Here is a 15,794-nt window from a genome sequence, read left to right as displayed (position 1 = left end):
GGAGGCCGGCATGACTGAGCTTTCCACGCCCGCCGCCGGCAACGGTGCCGGCACCGCCACGCCCGAGGGCGTGCGCACGCCCTGGTCGGAGTTCTGGCGCAAGTTCCGCAAGCAGCATCTGGCGCTGGGCGCCGGCGTGTTCGTGCTGCTGCTGGTGCTGGTGGCCATCCTGGCACCGCACATCGTGCCCTACGATCCGGAGAATTTCTTCGACTACGACGCGCTCAATGCCGGCCCCTCGGCCGCGCACTGGATGGGCGTCGACTCGCTCGGCCGCGACATCTTCAGCCGCATCCTGGCCGGCACCCGCATCTCGCTCGCCGCCGGCTTCCTGTCGGTCATCATCGGCGCGGTGATCGGGACCGCCTTCGGCCTGCTGGCGGGTTACTACGAGGGTTGGTGGGACCGCATCGTGATGCGCATCTCCGACGTGCTGTTCGCCTTCCCGGGCATCCTGCTGGCGATCGGCGTGGTGGCCATCCTCGGCAACGGCATGGTCAACGTGATCTTCGCCGTGGCCATCTTCAGCATCCCCGCCTTCGCCCGCCTGGTGCGCGGCAATACGCTGATGCTCAAGCGGCTCACCTACGTGGAGGCGGCGCGCAGCATCGGCGCTTCCGACTGGACCATCCTGGTGCGCCACATCCTGCCGGGCACGGTGTCGTCCATCGTGGTCTACTTCTCGATGCGCATCGGCACCTCGATCATCACGGCGGCCAGCCTGTCCTTCCTCGGCCTCGGCGCGCAGCCGCCCACGCCGGAGTGGGGCGCGATGCTCAACGAGGCGCGCGCCGACATGGTCACGGCGCCGCACGTGGCGATCTTCCCCAGCCTGGCGATCTTCCTGACGGTGCTGGCCTTCAACCTGCTCGGCGACGGCCTGCGCGACGCGCTGGACCCGAAGATCGACCGCCGCTGAGGTGACCCGCATGGTTTTTCCCCGCTGTGCTGTGCCTCATATCGGCGACCTGCCGGCCGGGCCGCGCGACGCCATCACCGACGTGGCAGGCGTGGCGGTGGGCCACGCCACGCTGGCCGAAGGCGCCTGCCAGACCGGCGTGACGGTGGTGCTGCCGCACGGCGGCAATCTCTACACCGACAAGGTGCCGGCCGCCGCGAGCGTGCTCAACGGCTTCGGCAAGAGCGTCGGCCTGGTGCAGGTGGAGGAGCTCGGCGTGCTGGAAACGCCGATCGCGCTGACCAATACCTTCAGCGTCAGCGTGGTGTCGCAGGCGCAGATCCGCGCCGCCATCGCCGCCAGTCCCGAGATCGGGCGCGCGTGGCCCACGCTCAATCCGCTCGTGTTCGAGTGCAACGACGGCTACCTGAACGATATCCAGGCGATGGCGCTGCAGGCCTCGCACTACGATGCCGCGCTGGCCGCGGCAGGGACCGGCTTCGCCCAGGGCGCGGTCGGCGCCGGGCGCGGCATGTCGGCCTTCGGCGTCAAGGGCGGCATCGGCAGCGCCTCGCGGCTGGCGGCAGGCCACGTGGTCGGCGCGCTGGTGCTGGCGAACTTCGGCACGCCGGACGCGCTGACGGTGGCGGGCCGGCGCCTGGGCCGTCAACTGATGGGCGCGCTGGCCTCGGCGCAGGCCCTGGCGGGCGCGGAAGCCGCGGCGGAGCCGGAGCCGGAGAAGGGCTCGATCATCATGCTCATCGCCACCGACGCGCCGCTGGATGCGCGCCAGCTGCGCCGCCTGTCGCTGCGCGCCGGTGCCGGGCTGGCGCGCACCGGTTCCGTGTTCGGCCACGGCTCCGGCGACATCGCGCTGGCCTTTTCCACCGCCTACACCGTGCCGCACCTGGCCGCGGCGCCGATGCCCGCGCTGCCGATGCTGCACGAGACGCGGCTCGATCCCCTGTTCCGCGCCGCCGCCGACTGTGTCGAGCAGGCCATCGTCCACGCACTGTGGCGGGCGCAAGGCGTGAGCGGCCGCGACGGGCATCGCCGCCAGGCGCTGTGCGAACTGCTGCCGGGCCTGGCGAGCGAAGCGTGGGAGTCCGCATGCGCATCCTGATCTCGACCGATATCGAGGGCGTGGCCGGCGTGTTCCACGCCGAGCAGACCCGCGCCGGCAATGGCGAGTACGAGCGCGCCCGCGCCTGGATGACGGGCGAGGCCAATGCCGCGGTGCAGGGCGCCTTCGCCGGCGGCGCCACGGAAGTCCTCGTCAACGACTCGCATGGCGGCTTCCGCAACCTGCTGCCCGACCAGCTCGACCCGCGCGCGCGGCTGGTGCTGGGCAAGCCGCGCTACCTCGGCATGATGGCCGGGGTGGAGCAGGGCTGCGATGGCGTCTTCCTGGTGGGTTACCACGGGCGCGCGCAGGGCCGCGGGGTGCTGGCGCACACCATCAACAGCGGCGCCTTCGCGCGCGTCTGGCTCGATGGGCTGGAACTCGGCGAGGCGGGGCTCTACGGCGCGCTGGCCGGCGAGTTCGGCGTGCCGGTGCTGATGGCCAGCGGCGACGACGTGTTCATCGAGGAGACGCGCAGGCTGATGCCGTGGGTGCGCTATGTCGAGACCAAGCGTGCCGGCGGCTTCGCCAGCGGTACCTCGCTGGCGCCGGGCGCGGCGCGCGCGGCGATCGCCGGCGCCGCCGAGACGGCCGTGCGCGCCGCCATCGAGGCGGCCGGCGCGGGGCGCCTGATCCTGGCCACGCCGCTGCGTTGCCGGCTGCAGACGCAGACACCGGGCCATGCCGACCTGTTCTGCCAGTGGCCGGCGCTGGAGCGCCTCGATGGCGACCTGCTGGAGTTCGCCGCCGGCTCGGTCCAGGATGCGGTGCGCATGCTCAACTGCCTGTCGGCGATGTCTTTCATGCTGCGCTAGCGCCTGGGTTCCCGGGCGGCGCGGCCGCGATGCTTCAGTTGGCCGGGGCCGCCGCCTCGGCCTTGCGGCCCGCCATGTGGTGCAGGTAGGCCAGCAGGTCCTGCAGGTCGGCATCGGGCAGGGTCTTCTCGTCGATCGCGGACATGCGCGAGTTCGGCCACCAGCGCAGCGCCTGCGGATTGCGGATCAGGCGGGCCAGCTTGTCGTCGCCCAGGTACTCGACCGGGTTGTAGGGCACGTTGAGGTCGGGGCCGAGGTTGGCGTCGCCGGCGCGGTTGAGCGAGTGGCAGGAGAAGCAGACGCGCTGGAAGGTGGCGAAGCCACGCATTACCGGGCCGTCGGCAGGCAGCCCGGGCGCCGGGCGGATGGCGGCGAAGCGTTCCGCCGGCGCCGCGGCGAGATCGATGCGCACGATGGCGTAGGTCCACAGGCTCTCGTTGACCTGCGCGGCCGCCTGCGGCGTCGGCGTGGTCCAGACCAGCCGGAACGGGCCGATGTCATGTCCCTTGAGCCTGGGCCAGGGCGCGGCGGGATCTTCCACCGCCAGCCAGGCGCGCGGTTCGCCGGCGCCGTCGGCCAGCAGCAGGCGCATCGGCAGGTGCGAGACGTAGCCGTCGCTGGCGGCGGTGGTCGCGCTGGCATCGGGCGCGACCGGCAGGCCCTCCAGCAGCGCGGCCAGCGGGATGGCGCGCACGGTCATGCGGCGCTTCAGGTTGTCGTCGTCGACCGTGATGCTGGCCAGGCGGCGGTCGCGCAGCAGTTCCCGCCGCGTCCAGCTGCGCCGCTGCGTGTCGGCGACGATGGTCAAGGTTGCGGTGGCGGCACTCTGTGCCTTGTGCGCTTGGTGTGCTTCGTGCGCTTTGCCCGCTTTGCCCGCTTTGCCCGCGGCGCCGGCGGGGCTGCCCAGCAGGGCCAGGGCGCAGCCGAGCAGGCCGAGCGTTCTCGTGATCCAGGCGTTCATGCCTTGTCTTCCTCCGGATGTCATGATGCGCGCCGCGGGCCGCCCCCCAGGTGGAGGCGGAGGCCCAGCGGCGCCGGCGCGTGCAGCATAGTGCCCGGCCGGCCTTCCTGCAAGCAGGGCTCAGGCGGCGAGTCCGAGCGCCTGCAGGACTTCGCGCGCCACCCGTTCCGACGACTGCGGGTTCTGGCCGGTGATCAGGTTCCCGTCGCGCACGGCGAAGGGATGCCAGTTCGGCGCGCATTCGAAGCGCCCGCCCAGTTCGCGCAGGCGGGACTCCAGCAGGAAGGGCACCACCTCCTGCAGCCCGACCTCGATCTCTTCCGCGTTGGTGAACGCGTTCACGGTCCGGTCCGCGACCAGGGGCCGTCCGTCGGCGCGGCGCGCGCTGACCAGGCCGGCGGCGCCGTGGCAGACCGAGGAGATGATCTTGCCGGACGCCTCGGCCTGCTCGACCAGGCGCTTGACCCCGGCATCGCCGGGCAGGTCCCACATGGTGCCGTGGCCGCCGGGGAAGAACACCGCGTCGAAGCCGGCCATGTCCAGGTCGGCGGTCTTGCTGGTGGCGGCGACGCGGGCCCGCAGGTCAGGGTCGGCCAGGAAGCGCGCGACCGCGGCCTCGTTGCGGCCCTCGGGCTGGATGCTGCCCGGGTCGATCGGCGCCGGGCCGCCGGCAGGGGAGGCCAGCTCGATGGCGACGCCGGCATCGACGAGCGCGTACCAGGGCGTGGCCAGTTCTTCGGCCCACAGGCCGGTCGGCTTGTCGTATGCGCCCATGCGGTGGTTCGAGGTGACGATCATCAAGATGCGCTGGCTCATGGCTGGCTCCTGGCGGCAATGTCGGCAATGTCGGAATTGCAGGGAATGGCGGAGGCGGCGCGCGGGCAGGGTGCCGCGGCGCGTGGCTTGCACCCACTATAGTGCGGTACCAGCGGGCCAGGGCCGCGCCGGCGCGGCGGCGTCAGCGGTAGAAGGCGGACGGGGCGACGCCGAAGTGCCGCTTGAACATGGCGGCGAAAGCGCTCTGGCTGGCGTAGCCGTGGTCGAGCGCTACATTGACGATCTTCTCGCCGTGCGCGAGCTGCTCCAGCGCCAGGAACAGCCGCGCCTGCTGGCGCCAGCGGCCGAAGGTCATGCCGGTCTCGCGCTGGAACAGGCGGTGCAGCGTCTTCTCGGCCACGCCCAGGGTGCGCGCGCATTGCGCCACGGTGTGGGGTGCGTCGGGGCTGCGCAGCACCGCCTCGCACACGGCACGCAGGCCGGCATGCCGCGGCCAGGCGAGGTAGAGCGGCAGGCGCGGGATCGCCGCCAGCTCGGCCAGCAGCAGCTTCATCAGCAGTTCGTGCCGGCTGCCCGGCGCATAGTCGAGCGGGATCTCGACAGCGGCGAGGATCAGTTCGCGCAGCAGGGAATGCACTTCCACCACGCAGCTGCGCTCCGGCAGGTGCTCGACCGTGCCGGGCTCGACGAAGACCGTGCGCATCTTGACGTTGCCGCTCATGCGCACCGTATGGTCGACATCCGCATCCAGCCATACCGCGCGCGTGGGCGGCACCACCCAGCGCCCCGCCTGCGCCTCGATCAGCATCACGCCCTCGACCGCGTAGAGGAGCTGCGCGCGGCGATGGCGGTGCAGCGCCACCAGCGCGCCATGCGGGTAGTCGGCAGCCAGCGCGGCCACCGGCATCGGCGTGTCCTCGTGGCGGGCGTGGACGTCTTGCGGGGGCAGCGGAATCATCGAGGAGGGGGCGCGGGACAAGGGTGACCGTTTTGCGATAGCTTGAGTCATTCTAGCGGGAGACGGTCTCTTCCGGGCGTCGGCATCATCGCATCTCACTGCTGCCAGGAGCCCGATTCCATGCCCGACCTTTCCCTTCTCTTTCCCTTCTTCGCCATCCTGCTGTGGGCAGGCAACGTCATGGTGTCGAAGCTGTCCGCCCATGCCATCGACCCGCAGGCCATCACCTTCTGGCGCCTGGTGCTGGCCGTGGCGCTGATGTCGCTGTTCGTGCTGAAGCCGGCCTGGCGCAACCGCGCCGCCATCGCGCCGCAGCTGCCCAGGCTGGCCTTCCTCGGCTTCCTGGCCATGGTGCTGTTCCAGTGCCTGTCGTATGAGGCGGCCAAGACCACCACCGCGACCAATATGGCGATCATGACCTCGCTGGTGCCGCTGCTGACCATGCTGCTGTCGGTGTGGCTGCTGGGCGAGGCGCCGACCCTCGGCATGGCGGGCGGCGGCGTGCTGTCCTTCGGCGGGCTGGTCTACCTGATCAGCGCCGGCGAGCCCGCCACGCTGCTGGCCGGCGGCGCCCACGCCGGCGACCTGCTGATGCTGGCGGCCGCGCTGGCCTATGCCCTCTACGGCGTGCTGCTGCGGCGCTGGCAGAGCGGGCTGCCGGCCTGGCAGTCGACCTATCTGCAGGCGCTTGCCGCGCTGCTGCTGATGGCGCTGCTGGTGCTGCGCCTGCCTGCCCAGGCCGTGCTGCCGACGCGCGCCAGCCTGCCGCTGATCGCCTATGCCGGCACCCTCGCTTCGGTGGTGCTGCCGTTCCTGTGGATGCAGGGCGTGCGCTACCTGGGCCCGAACCGTTGCAGCATGTTCATGAACCTGCTGCCGGTGGCCACCGCGGCGATCGCCGTCGGCTGGTTCGGCGAGCGCCTGCACGGCTACCACCTGCTGGGGGGCGGCGCCGCGCTGGCCGGCGTGGTGCTGGCGCAGACGGTGCGGCGCGGCTGGCCGGCCGCACGTGCCGACCTGCGCGAGACGGCCGGCGGCTGAGGGCGGGGCGCGGCGGTTGCGCCGCTGAGGTTCCTGCGCCGCTTATGCCTGGTTACGCCGGTTACGCCGCGCGCGGCTGCGCCGTCCCCTGCCTTGCGCTAGGCTGTGCGCCATTGCCTGGAACGCGCCGGGTGCTGATGGAGAACAAGCGATGAAGAGATGGACTGCGGCCACGCTGGCCGCCTGCCTGGTGGCGGTGGGTACGGCGGCCGGCACGGCGGCGCAGGCGGAGCCCGCTCCCGGCGCGGTGCCTGCCACCGTGCGCCAGGTGGTGGACGATGCGGTGCTGCCGGTCATGCGCGAGTACGGTATCCCGGGCATGGCCGTCGGTGTGGCGCAGGCGGGCCAATCCCATCTTTTCTACTACGGCGTCGCCTCGCGCGAGAGCGGAGTGCCGGTCTCCTCGCGCACCTTGTTCGAACTGGGTTCGGTCAGCAAGACGCTGACGGCGACGCTGGCCGAGTACGCACAGCAGCAAGGCCGGCTGTCGCTGTCCGACCCGGTCGAGCGCTACCTGCCGGCGCTGCGGGGCAGCGCCTTCGGCAGCCTGCGGCTGGTGCATCTCGGCACGCACACGCCGGGCGGGCTGCCGCTGCAGGTGCCGGACGGCATCGGCAGCGACGCGCAGTGGCTGGACTACCTGAAGCGCTGGCAGCCGGAGCACGCGCCCGGTACCTGGCGCACCTACGGCAACCCGGGCATCGGCACGCTGGGCATGGCCGTGGCCAAGGCGCTGGGCGAGGACTTCTCCAGCGCGATGCAGGCGCGGCTGCTGCCGGCGCTGGGCCTGTCCGATACCTTCCTGGAGGTGCCGCCGGCCAGGATGGCGGACTATGCCCAGGGCTATACCCTGGACGGCCGGCCGATCCGCATGGCCCCGGGCCTGCTTGCCGCGCCAGCCTATGGCGCGCGCGCCACGGCCGGCGACATGCTGCGCTTCGTGCAGGCCAACCTGGGCACGGTGCCGCTGGACGGCCCGCTGCAGCAGGCCGTCACGCTCACGCGCACCGCTTACTACCAGGTGGGCGCGATGACGCAGGACCTGGTCTGGGAGCAGTACCCCTGCCCGGTGGCGGAAGCGACGCTGCAGCAGGGCAACGATCCCGCCAACGCCCTGCGCGGCACGCCGGTGCGCGAGCTGGTGCCGCCGCGCGCGCCGGCGCAGGACGTGCTGGTGAACAAGACCGGCTCCACCAATGGCTTCGGCAACTATGTGGCGTTCGTGCCGGGGCAGCGCCTCGGGGTGGTGGTGCTGGCCAACCGCAATACGCCGAGCGCCGCGCGGGTCGGGCTGGCCTATCGCATCCTGTCGCGGCTGGGCGGCGCGGCGGGATGCCTGCGGCCGTCGCCCTGAGCGCAAGGGCGCGCGCAGGGGCGCGGCGCCGCCAAGGCATGCGATCATAGCGCGGTGCGGCGCCCGCGTGCCGCGTCACCGCGGGGTCGCCATCCGACCTGCCACCTGACCTGCTACCCGACCTGCCCCGCATGACCCATCGCCGCGCGCTCGCCTGTGTCCACCTGGTTGCCTTGTTATTCGGCCTGGTCGGCGTGCTGGGCGAGCTGATCCACGCCAGCGCGGTGGCGATCACCATGGGGCGGGCCGCCTTTGCCGCCGCGGTGCTGGCACTGGCCGCGCGCCTGCGCGGGAAAGCGGTGTCCGGCGCGCTCACGCTGCCGCGCGCCGGCGCGCTGGCGTTCTCCGGCTGCCTGATGGCCGCCCACTGGGTGACCTTCTTCGTCGCGGTGAAGGTCGGCGGCATCGCCATTGCCACGCTCGGCTTCGCCAGCTTCCCGGCCTTCATCACCTTGCTGGAGAGTCTGTTGTTCCGCGAGCGCGTCGGCGCGGCGGAGTGGCTGCTGCTGGGCCTGGTCACGGCCGGGCTGGTGCTGGTGACTCCCTCGCTCGACCTGGCCGACAGCGGCACCGCCGGGCTGGCCTGGGGCGTGGCATCCGGCCTGGCGTTCGCCCTGCTGGCGCTGGCCAACCGGCGCGCGGCCGCCGGTATGGATCCGCTGCAGGTGGCATGCGGGCAGAACCTGGTGGTGGCACTGGTCACGCTGCCCTTCGCCGCGCGGGAGCTGCCCGCGCTGCCGGCTGCCTCATGGTTCTGGCTGGCCGTGCTGGGCGTGTTCTGCACCGGGCTGGCGCACTCCCTGTTCGTGACCGCCCTGGGCTGGCTGAAGGCGCGCACGGTCGGCATGGTGGTCGCGCTCGAGCCGGTCTATGCCATCGCCTTCGCCTGGGCCTGTTTCGGGCAGCAGCCCGATGCGCGCACGCTGCTCGGCGCGGCGGTGATCGTCGCCGCCATCGTGGCGGCGGGCCTGCGCGCGCCGGCGCCGGCACGGCCCCGGCACGCTGCTGCGGAAGGGGTGTCCGGCCACGAGTCAGGGCATTCTCAATGATTCAGTGGACTAGCGGTCCGCCTCGTACCAGGGCATCGATTCGATCGCGCGGACCACTTCGCCTTGGTATTCGTCGAAGAAGTTCGCATGGCTGGCATGCGGGAGCCAAAGGACGCGGCTGCCCGGCAGCGCTGCGGCCAGGCGCCCGGCGTCGATGCGGCGTGCCTGGCGGAAGATGCCCAGCATGGTCTGTGCGTCGGCCAGCGTGGCGGCGTCGGTGGTAGCGGACAGCCAGGGGAACATATCGGGGATCGCGCCCGGCTCGGCAGCGACGATGAGGGCTGGCGAAGCGACCGCGCGGTAGTCGGGAGAGAAGGCGTGGCCTTGGTCGGCCATGGCTGCGGCGACCGGGGCGGGAGTGTTCGGGCGCACGCTGCCGTCGGGCAACAGCGTGAGCGAGTCGCGCAGCTGCGCTTCGGCGGCGGCGGACCACAGCTTCGACACGCGCCTGGCGAAGGCGGTGGCCGCCGCCAGCGAGGCCTGGTCCGCCGGACCAGGCTCGGGCTCCTCCAGCGCCGGATTGTCCGGCGGCGGTTCGCCGTGCCAGGGGACCGGCCGCGTGTAGTCGTAGCTCGTGTCGAGATAGACCAGGCCGCGCACGCGGTGCGGATAGCGGCCGGCGAACAGTGTCAACTCATTGCCTGCGATGGAGTGGCCGCACAGCACGATCTCGTCGACGCGCAGCGTGCGCAGGACCGCGTCGAGATCCGCCACCAAGGTCGCGGGATCATAGCCGCCGCCGGCAGCGGGCAGCGGCTTGTCGGAGCGGCCGTAGCCGCGCCGGCTGATCGCCAGTACCCGTGCCCGCCGCGCCAGCGCGGCGGCCAGGCCGTTGAAGCCCTGCGCATTGCCGCCCAGACCGGCCAGCAGTACGACGGTACGTCCGGGCCGGCTGGGGTTCCAGTCGCGCACATGCAGCGCCACGCCGGGGGCCACGGTGACCTGGCGGTCGCTTACGGCTGCCGCCGCAGGCTGGTCTTCGCCGCCGCCGCCGCCGCCGCCGCCGCCGCCGCAGGCGGAGAGCGATGCGAGGAGCCAGGCGGCGGGCAGGGTGGCCAGGGTCTGCAGCGAGCGCCGGCGCAGCGGGGCCGGCGGCGGGTAAGGCATCATGGTCCGATCTCCAGAGGGGGAAGCCGACGGCAGTCTAGGAGACGGGCGGGACGCGGTCTGTGAGCAGATGAAGGAATTCTGTGCGCAACTGTGCGGCGGAGAGGTGAGGCGAGGTGAGGCGAGGTGAGGCGAACGGCGGCGCGGACAGATTCGCACAATTGCACACAACTTCGTCCTACCGCGCCGGCGGCGGCCTGCCTATCATGCCGCCATCGCAAGACAATGCACCGTATTGGTATTCATATCCAGGAGGACAGAGACCATGCATCCCAGCAACCGGGTTGCCACCATGAGCGCCATGTTGATGATGAAACTGCTGGCGGTCGCGCTGACGTTCGCGCTGGCCACGGCATCGGGCGCAGCGTTCGCGCTGCAGCCGCCGCTGGGCGCCGCCAGCGACCACGATGCCGCGCTGGTGTGCGCGGCGGGCGACGAGGCCATGGCGGCGGAGGCGGCCGCTGGCACCGGCGGCCGCACTCTGCGGGTCGGTGTCTCGGACAGCGAAACCCGGCTGGTGCTGCCGTGGTTCATCGAAGATCTGCTGGGCGCGATCCGGCGCGGCGATGCGCCGCAGGACTATCTGCGCGGCGCCTGGCGCGGCCTGTGAGGCAGGCGGCCAGTCCCTTTGCGGGATAGGGCGGAATCGGGGAGATGGAGACGGCGGGGCCGCGCGGCCCCGCCGGTGCCGGTGCGCATGCCCTGGGCATGGCACCGTGCCGTGGCCTCAGGCCTTGGCGAGCACCTCGCCGATGGCCTTGGCGACCACCGACACATTGCGCTGGTTCAGGCCCGCCACGCACATGCGGCCCGAGCGCAGCACATAGACGCCGTACTCTTCGCGCAGGCGGTCGACCTGCTCGGCGCTCAGGCCGGTGTAGGTGAACATGCCGCGCTGCTTGACGTAGCGCGTCAGCGCTTCGCCGCTCACGTGGCCGACCAGGCTGTCATGGATGGCCTGGCGCATGCGCGCGATGCGCTCGCACATGGCGGCCAGTTCGGCCTGCCACTGGGCGCGCAGCGCCGGCGTGGTCAGCACCTTGTTGACGATGCGCGCGCCGTGCGTGGGCGGGTTGCTGTAGTTGGCGCGCACCGCGCCGGTCAGCTGGCCGAGCACGCGGCCAGCCTCGTCGGCGTTCTGGCACACCACGCTCAGGCCGCCGCAGCGCTCGCCGTACAGCGAGAAGTTCTTCGAGAAGGAGTTGGCCACCAGGAAGGACAGGCCCTCGCGTTCCATCTCGCGGATGGCGAAGGCATCGTCGTCCAGGCCGGCACCGAAGCCCTGGTAGGCCATGTCGACGAAGGCCAGCAGGCCGCGTTCCTTCAGTACCGCGATGACCTGGCGCCATTGTTCCTGGTCGAGGTCCACGCCGGTCGGGTTGTGGCAGCAGGCGTGCAGCAGCACGACGTCGCCCTTGGGCACCTGGCGCAGCGCGGCCAGCATGGCGTCGAACTTCAGGCCGCCGGTGGCGTCGTCGTAGTAGGGATAGCTCTGCACCGTGAAGCCGGCGCGCTCGAACACCACGCGGTGGTTCTCCCAGCTCGGGTCGCTGATCCAGACCTGGGCCTTGGGGAAGTAGCGCTTGAGGAAGTCGGCGCCCACGCGCAGCGCGCCCGAGCCGCCCAGCGTCTGCAGCGTGGCGATGCGGCCCTTGGCGCGCGCCTCGGACTGTTCGCCGAACACCAGGGCCTGCACGGCGTCGCGGTAGCCGGCCAGGCCGGCCATCGGCAGGTAGGGGCGCGGGCCGATCTCGGCCAGCAGCGCGGATTCGGCTTCGCGCACGGCCTGCATCACCGGCAGCTTGCCTTCGTCGTCGAAGTAGATGCCGATGCTCAGGTTGACCTTCTCGGTGCGCGGGTCGTGCTGGAAGCTCTCGTTCAGCGAGAGGATGGGGTCGCCCGGAAAGGCCTCGATGTGTTCGAACATGGGAGTTCCTGCGTGCTTGGGTTTGGGTTGAAGCTTTGAGGTGGTGCGGCTGGCGGTCCGGCGGTTGCGGACGGGCCAAAAGAGAGAGCATGCCACAGATGGCCGGCCGGGTCAGCCCGCGGCCGTGACCGTGGCCGCAGCGGTGGCCGGCCGCAGCCGGGCCGACAGGGGCCCGGCTGCGTCACGGCTTATTGCGCGGTGATGCCGCGGCCCAGCGCGGCGCCGTCGGGCTGGCGCTTCTGGCGGAAGCGGTAGCTGATCGCCAGCACGCCCAGCCAGACCGGGATCAGGTAGACCGAGATGCGCAGGTCGGGAGTCAGGTACATCACCACCAGGATGCCGCCCAGGAAGGCCAGGCACAGGTAGTTGGTGAACGGATAGCCCAGGCTGCGGAACAGGGTCTGCTGGCCGGCGCGGCGCTTATCGTGGCGGAACTTGAGGTGGATGATGCTGATCATCGCCCAGTTGATCAGCAGCGCCGACACCACCAGGCCCATCAGCAGCTCGAAAGCCTTGCCCGGCATGAAGTAGTTGATCACCACGCACAGCGCCGTGGCCAGGGCCGAGACGCCCAGCGCCGCCAGCGGGATGCCGCGCCGATTGACCTTCAGCAGCGCCTGCGGTGCGTTGCCCTGCTTGGCCAGGCCGTACAGCATGCGGCTGTTGCAGTAGACGCCGCTGTTGTAGACCGACAGCGCTGCCGTCAGCACCACCAGGTTCAGCACGTGCGCGACGATGTCGGCGTTGAGCGCGTGGAAGATCAGCACGAAGGGGCTGCCGCCGGTGACCACCTTTTCCCACGGGTAGAGCGAGAGCAGCACGCCCAGCGCGCCCACGTAGAAGATCAGGATGCGGTAGATGACCTGGTTGGTGGCCTTGGGGATGGTGGTCTGCGGCGAGTCGGCCTCGGCCGCGGTGATGCCGACCAGTTCCAGGCCGCCGAACGAGAACATGATCACGGCCATGGCCATCACCAGGCCGGACAGGCCGTTGGGGAAGAAGCCGCCGTGCTGCCACAGGTTGGTGACGCTGGCCTGCGGGCCGGCCGCGCCGGACACCAGCAGGTAGCCGCCGAAGCCGATCATGCCGATGATGGCCGCCACCTTGATGATCGAGAACCAGAACTCCATCTCGCCGAAGGACTTCACGCTCGACAGGTTGATGGCATTGATGACCAGGAAGAAGGCCAGCGCCGAGATCCAGGTCGGCACGTGCGGGAACCAGTACTGCACGTAGATGCCCACGGCCGACAGCTCGGCCATGCTGACCAGGATGTACAGCACCCAGTAGTTCCAGCCGGAGATGAAGCCGGCGAAGTGGCCGCAGTACTTGTCGGCGAAGTAGCTGAAGGAGCCGGCCACCGGTTCGTCCACCACCATCTCGCCGAGCTGGCGCATGATGAAGAAGGCCACGATGCCTGCCAGGGCATAGCCGAGCAGCACGGACGGTCCGGCCATCTTGATGGTCTGGGCGATGCCCAGGAACAGGCCGGTGCCGATGGCGCCGCCCAGCGCGATCAGCTGGATATGGCGGTTTTTCAGGCCGCGCTTGAGCGTGCCGCTCTCATTGTCGGGATTCATGTCTTTCCTCTACCCATTCTTATGGAATGCGGATGGGCGCCTCTTGTTGGTCATCGATCTCTTTGATCGCGGGCGCTTGCTTGGGGGGGGGCGCCGGCGGCGTGCAGCAGGCTGCGCTGCCGCCGGCAGGGGACAGCGGCCCGGCCGGCCTTGTGGGCCGGCGGGCTGCCGGGCCGCCGCGTGCTGCGCCGGCCTGGTCGGTTGCTCAGACCTTCAGGGTGCCGCGCTCGATCTGGTCGCGCTCCAGCGATTCGAACAGGGCCTTGAAGTTGCCTTCGCCGAAGCCGTCGCGGTAGTCGCCCTGGCGCTCGATGAACTCGAAGAACACCGGGCCGAGCAGGGTCTTGGAGAAGATCTGCAGCAGCAGGCGCGGCTTGCCGCCTTCGGTGGTGCCGTCCAGCAGGATGCCGCGCGCCTGCAGCTGGTCGACCGGCTGGCCGTGGCCCGGCAGGCGTTTCTCCAGGCCCTGGTAGTAGAAATCGTTGGGAGCCGTCATCAGCGGCACGCCGGCCAGTTGCAGCTTGTCGATGACGTCGACCAGGTTTTCCGTCAGCAGGGCGATGTGCTGGATGCCCTCGCCGTTGAAGGCCATCAGGAATTCCTCGATCTGGCCGCTGCCCTTGGCCGATTCCTCGTTCAGCGGGATGCGGATCTTGCCGTCGGGCGCGGTCATGGCCTTGGAGGTCAGGCCGGTGTACTCGCCCGAGATGTCGAAGTAGCGGATCTCGCGGAAGTTGAACAGCTTCTCGTAGAAGCCGGCCCAATAGGCCATGCGGCCGCGGTAGACGTTATGCGTCAGGTGGTCGATCAGCTTCAGGCCGTGACCTGCCGGGTGGCGGTCCACGCCTTCGACGAACTCGAAGTCGATGTCATAGATCGACTTGCCTTCCTCGAAGCGGTCGATCAGGTACAGCGGCGCGCCGCCGATGCCCTTGATGGCGGGCAGGCGCAGTTCCATCGGGCCGGTGGCGATCTCGACCGGCTGGGCGCCGAGTTCCAGCGCGCGGGCGTAGGCCTTGTGCGAGTCCTTCACGCGGAAGGCCATGCCGCAGGCGCTGGGACCATGCTCGGCGGCAAAATAGGCGGCCTGGCTCTTGGGCTCGCGGTTGATGATGAAGTTGATGTCGCCCTGGCGGTACAGCAGCACGTCCTTGGAGCGGTGGCGTGCCACCAGGCTGAAGCCCATCTGCTCGAACAGCGGTTCCAGCACATTGGGGGTGGGCGAGGCGAATTCGACAAATTCGAAGCCCATCAATTGCATCGGGTTCTCAAACAGATCGGCCATGGCGGTTGCTCAGCGAAGTGGGAGGGGGAATCCGCGTCCGTCGGCGCGCGCGGGCGCGCCCAGGTGGCGGCAAAACGGGGTCGGAGTCCCGAGGCGCAGGCCGCGCAAGCGGGCAAGACGGGCTGCTGTACTGTCAGGTAGGGACATGCACGATCTCGGGGGCAGAGAAATAATATTGCAGGCGTGCCGCATGCCGTATCGCTTGCGCCACGCCGCGCCCGTCGGTGCCAGCGCAGGGAAATCGAGGCCGATTCCCGTGCCGCGCACTGCAGGCATGACGGGCAGTGTATATTCCGACGTGGAAAATAGGATTTCGTAAGCCACACAGGGAAACCCTAGATTGCGACACGAAATTGCATCGAGACAGACTTCAAGGAGATGAAATTGCAGATTACCGAGCTGGACCGCATCGACCGCCGCTTGCTGGGCGTCCTGCAGGAGCACGGCCGGGCCTCCAACCTCGAGCTGGCCGAGGCCATCCGCCTGTCGCCGGCGCAGACCTTGCGGCGCCACCGGCGCCTCGAGGAGTCCGGCATCATCAAGCGCTATGAAACCCGGCTGGACTCGGCCGCGCTGGGCTTCGGCGTGGTCGCCTTCATCCATGTGACGATGGAGCGGGGCCATATCCGCGACCTCTCCAAGTTCAAGGGGCTGGTGGCCGAGCTGGCGCAGATCCAGGAGTGCTTTTCGGTCACCGGGGACATCGATTACGTGCTGAAAGTGGTGGCGCGCGACCTCAAGTCGCTGTCGGACTTCCTGCTCGATACGCTGATGCGCATTCCCGGCGTCAGCGGCGTCAAGTCAAGCGTATGCCTGGATGAGATCAAGTGCACGAGCGCGATGCCGCTCGAAAGCTGAAGCGGGACCGGTGCTCCGGCGGCCGCTGCCGCTGCGCCGGGGCACCTGGATGATGTGGCGG

At 70.3% G+C, this 15,794-nt stretch carries 15 protein-coding genes; 8 read left to right on the top strand and 7 right to left on the bottom strand.

Going from position 1 to position 15,794, the window contains the following annotated elements; translation table 11 throughout:
- Positions 1-10 precede the first annotated feature (10 nt).
- Genes gsiD through BKK81_RS32135 form a run of 3 tightly spaced genes read left to right on the top strand, consistent with a single transcriptional unit; the run spans position 11 to position 2,836 of the window.
- Positions 11-919: a glutathione ABC transporter permease GsiD gene (gene gsiD, locus BKK81_RS32145; RefSeq protein WP_071021483.1), complete on the top strand. Its 909-nt coding sequence runs from the start codon at positions 11-13 to the stop codon at positions 917-919.
- 10 nt (positions 920-929) lie between these two features.
- Positions 930-2,021 carry a DmpA family aminopeptidase gene (locus BKK81_RS32140; RefSeq protein ID WP_071021481.1) on the top strand — a complete coding sequence of 364 codons (1,092 nt, stop codon included), beginning with the start codon at positions 930-932 and terminating at the stop codon, positions 2,019-2,021.
- Positions 2,009-2,836: a M55 family metallopeptidase gene (locus tag BKK81_RS32135; protein WP_071021478.1), complete on the top strand. Its 828-nt coding sequence runs from the start codon at positions 2,009-2,011 to the stop codon at positions 2,834-2,836. The genes BKK81_RS32140 and BKK81_RS32135 overlap by 13 nt, the downstream gene beginning before the upstream one ends.
- Positions 2,837-2,870: 34 nt before the next feature.
- Here BKK81_RS32135 and BKK81_RS32130 read toward each other — a convergent pair whose 3' ends face one another.
- The 3 genes from BKK81_RS32130 to BKK81_RS32120 form a co-directional block, all read right to left on the bottom strand.
- Complete coding sequence (locus tag BKK81_RS32130; RefSeq protein WP_071021475.1) at positions 2,871-3,797, bottom strand: cytochrome c; 927 nt, start codon at positions 3,795-3,797, stop codon at positions 2,871-2,873.
- 120 nt (positions 3,798-3,917) lie between these two features.
- On the bottom strand, positions 3,918-4,613 hold the full coding sequence (locus BKK81_RS32125; RefSeq protein ID WP_071021474.1) for a type 1 glutamine amidotransferase domain-containing protein: 696 nt from the start codon (positions 4,611-4,613) through the stop codon (positions 3,918-3,920).
- Positions 4,614-4,755: 142 nt separating this feature from the next.
- Positions 4,756-5,583: an AraC family transcriptional regulator gene (locus BKK81_RS32120; protein WP_071021472.1), complete on the bottom strand. Its 828-nt coding sequence runs from the start codon at positions 5,581-5,583 to the stop codon at positions 4,756-4,758.
- A 69-nt stretch (positions 5,584-5,652) separates the two neighbouring features.
- Between BKK81_RS32120 and BKK81_RS32115 the strand changes: the two genes are divergently transcribed.
- The 3 genes from BKK81_RS32115 to BKK81_RS32105 all read left to right on the top strand — a co-directional run bounded on the left by BKK81_RS32115 (position 5,653) and on the right by BKK81_RS32105 (position 8,976).
- Positions 5,653-6,573 carry a DMT family transporter gene (locus BKK81_RS32115; protein WP_071021469.1) on the top strand — a complete coding sequence of 307 codons (921 nt, stop codon included), beginning with the start codon at positions 5,653-5,655 and terminating at the stop codon, positions 6,571-6,573.
- A 151-nt stretch (positions 6,574-6,724) separates the two neighbouring features.
- The gene (gene ampC, locus BKK81_RS32110) at positions 6,725-7,927 is read left to right on the top strand and encodes a class C beta-lactamase (RefSeq protein ID WP_071021465.1); all 1,203 of its coding nucleotides are present in this window, start codon (positions 6,725-6,727) and stop codon (positions 7,925-7,927) included.
- A 131-nt stretch (positions 7,928-8,058) separates the two neighbouring features.
- Complete coding sequence (locus BKK81_RS32105; protein WP_071021462.1) at positions 8,059-8,976, top strand: DMT family transporter; 918 nt, start codon at positions 8,059-8,061, stop codon at positions 8,974-8,976.
- 9 nt (positions 8,977-8,985) lie between these two features.
- On the opposite strand, the gene BKK81_RS32100 is transcribed toward BKK81_RS32105, so the two are convergent.
- Positions 8,986-10,086, bottom strand: a complete 1,101-nt coding sequence (locus BKK81_RS32100; protein ID WP_071021460.1) for an alpha/beta fold hydrolase — start codon at positions 10,084-10,086, stop codon at positions 8,986-8,988.
- Between the two features lie 262 nt (positions 10,087-10,348).
- Between BKK81_RS32100 and BKK81_RS32095 the strand changes: the two genes are divergently transcribed.
- On the top strand, positions 10,349-10,693 hold the full coding sequence (locus BKK81_RS32095; protein WP_071021457.1) for a hypothetical protein: 345 nt from the start codon (positions 10,349-10,351) through the stop codon (positions 10,691-10,693).
- 117 nt (positions 10,694-10,810) lie between these two features.
- On the opposite strand, the gene BKK81_RS32090 is transcribed toward BKK81_RS32095, so the two are convergent.
- The 3 genes from BKK81_RS32090 to hppD form a co-directional block, all read right to left on the bottom strand.
- Positions 10,811-12,010 (bottom strand): amino acid aminotransferase, encoded by a 1,200-nt coding sequence (locus BKK81_RS32090; RefSeq protein ID WP_071021454.1) that lies wholly within the window; start codon positions 12,008-12,010, stop codon positions 10,811-10,813.
- A gap of 188 nt (positions 12,011-12,198) precedes the next feature.
- On the bottom strand, positions 12,199-13,590 hold the full coding sequence (locus BKK81_RS32085) for an amino acid permease (RefSeq protein ID WP_071021452.1): 1,392 nt from the start codon (positions 13,588-13,590) through the stop codon (positions 12,199-12,201).
- 205 nt (positions 13,591-13,795) lie between these two features.
- Positions 13,796-14,875 carry a 4-hydroxyphenylpyruvate dioxygenase gene (hppD, locus tag BKK81_RS32080; protein WP_071021449.1) on the bottom strand — a complete coding sequence of 360 codons (1,080 nt, stop codon included), beginning with the start codon at positions 14,873-14,875 and terminating at the stop codon, positions 13,796-13,798.
- A gap of 384 nt (positions 14,876-15,259) precedes the next feature.
- Here hppD and BKK81_RS32075 point away from each other — a divergent pair, with 384 nt between their 5' ends.
- Positions 15,260-15,733 carry an Lrp/AsnC family transcriptional regulator gene (locus BKK81_RS32075; RefSeq protein WP_071021446.1) on the top strand — a complete coding sequence of 158 codons (474 nt, stop codon included), beginning with the start codon at positions 15,260-15,262 and terminating at the stop codon, positions 15,731-15,733.
- Positions 15,734-15,794 lie beyond the last annotated feature (61 nt).

The organism is Cupriavidus sp. USMAHM13 (assembly GCF_001854285.1).
Taxonomy (GTDB): Bacteria; Pseudomonadota; Gammaproteobacteria; order Burkholderiales; family Burkholderiaceae; genus Cupriavidus; species Cupriavidus malaysiensis.
The sequence above is the reverse complement of the archived record's forward strand: the minus strand, read 5'-3'. Positions and strand labels throughout refer to the sequence as shown.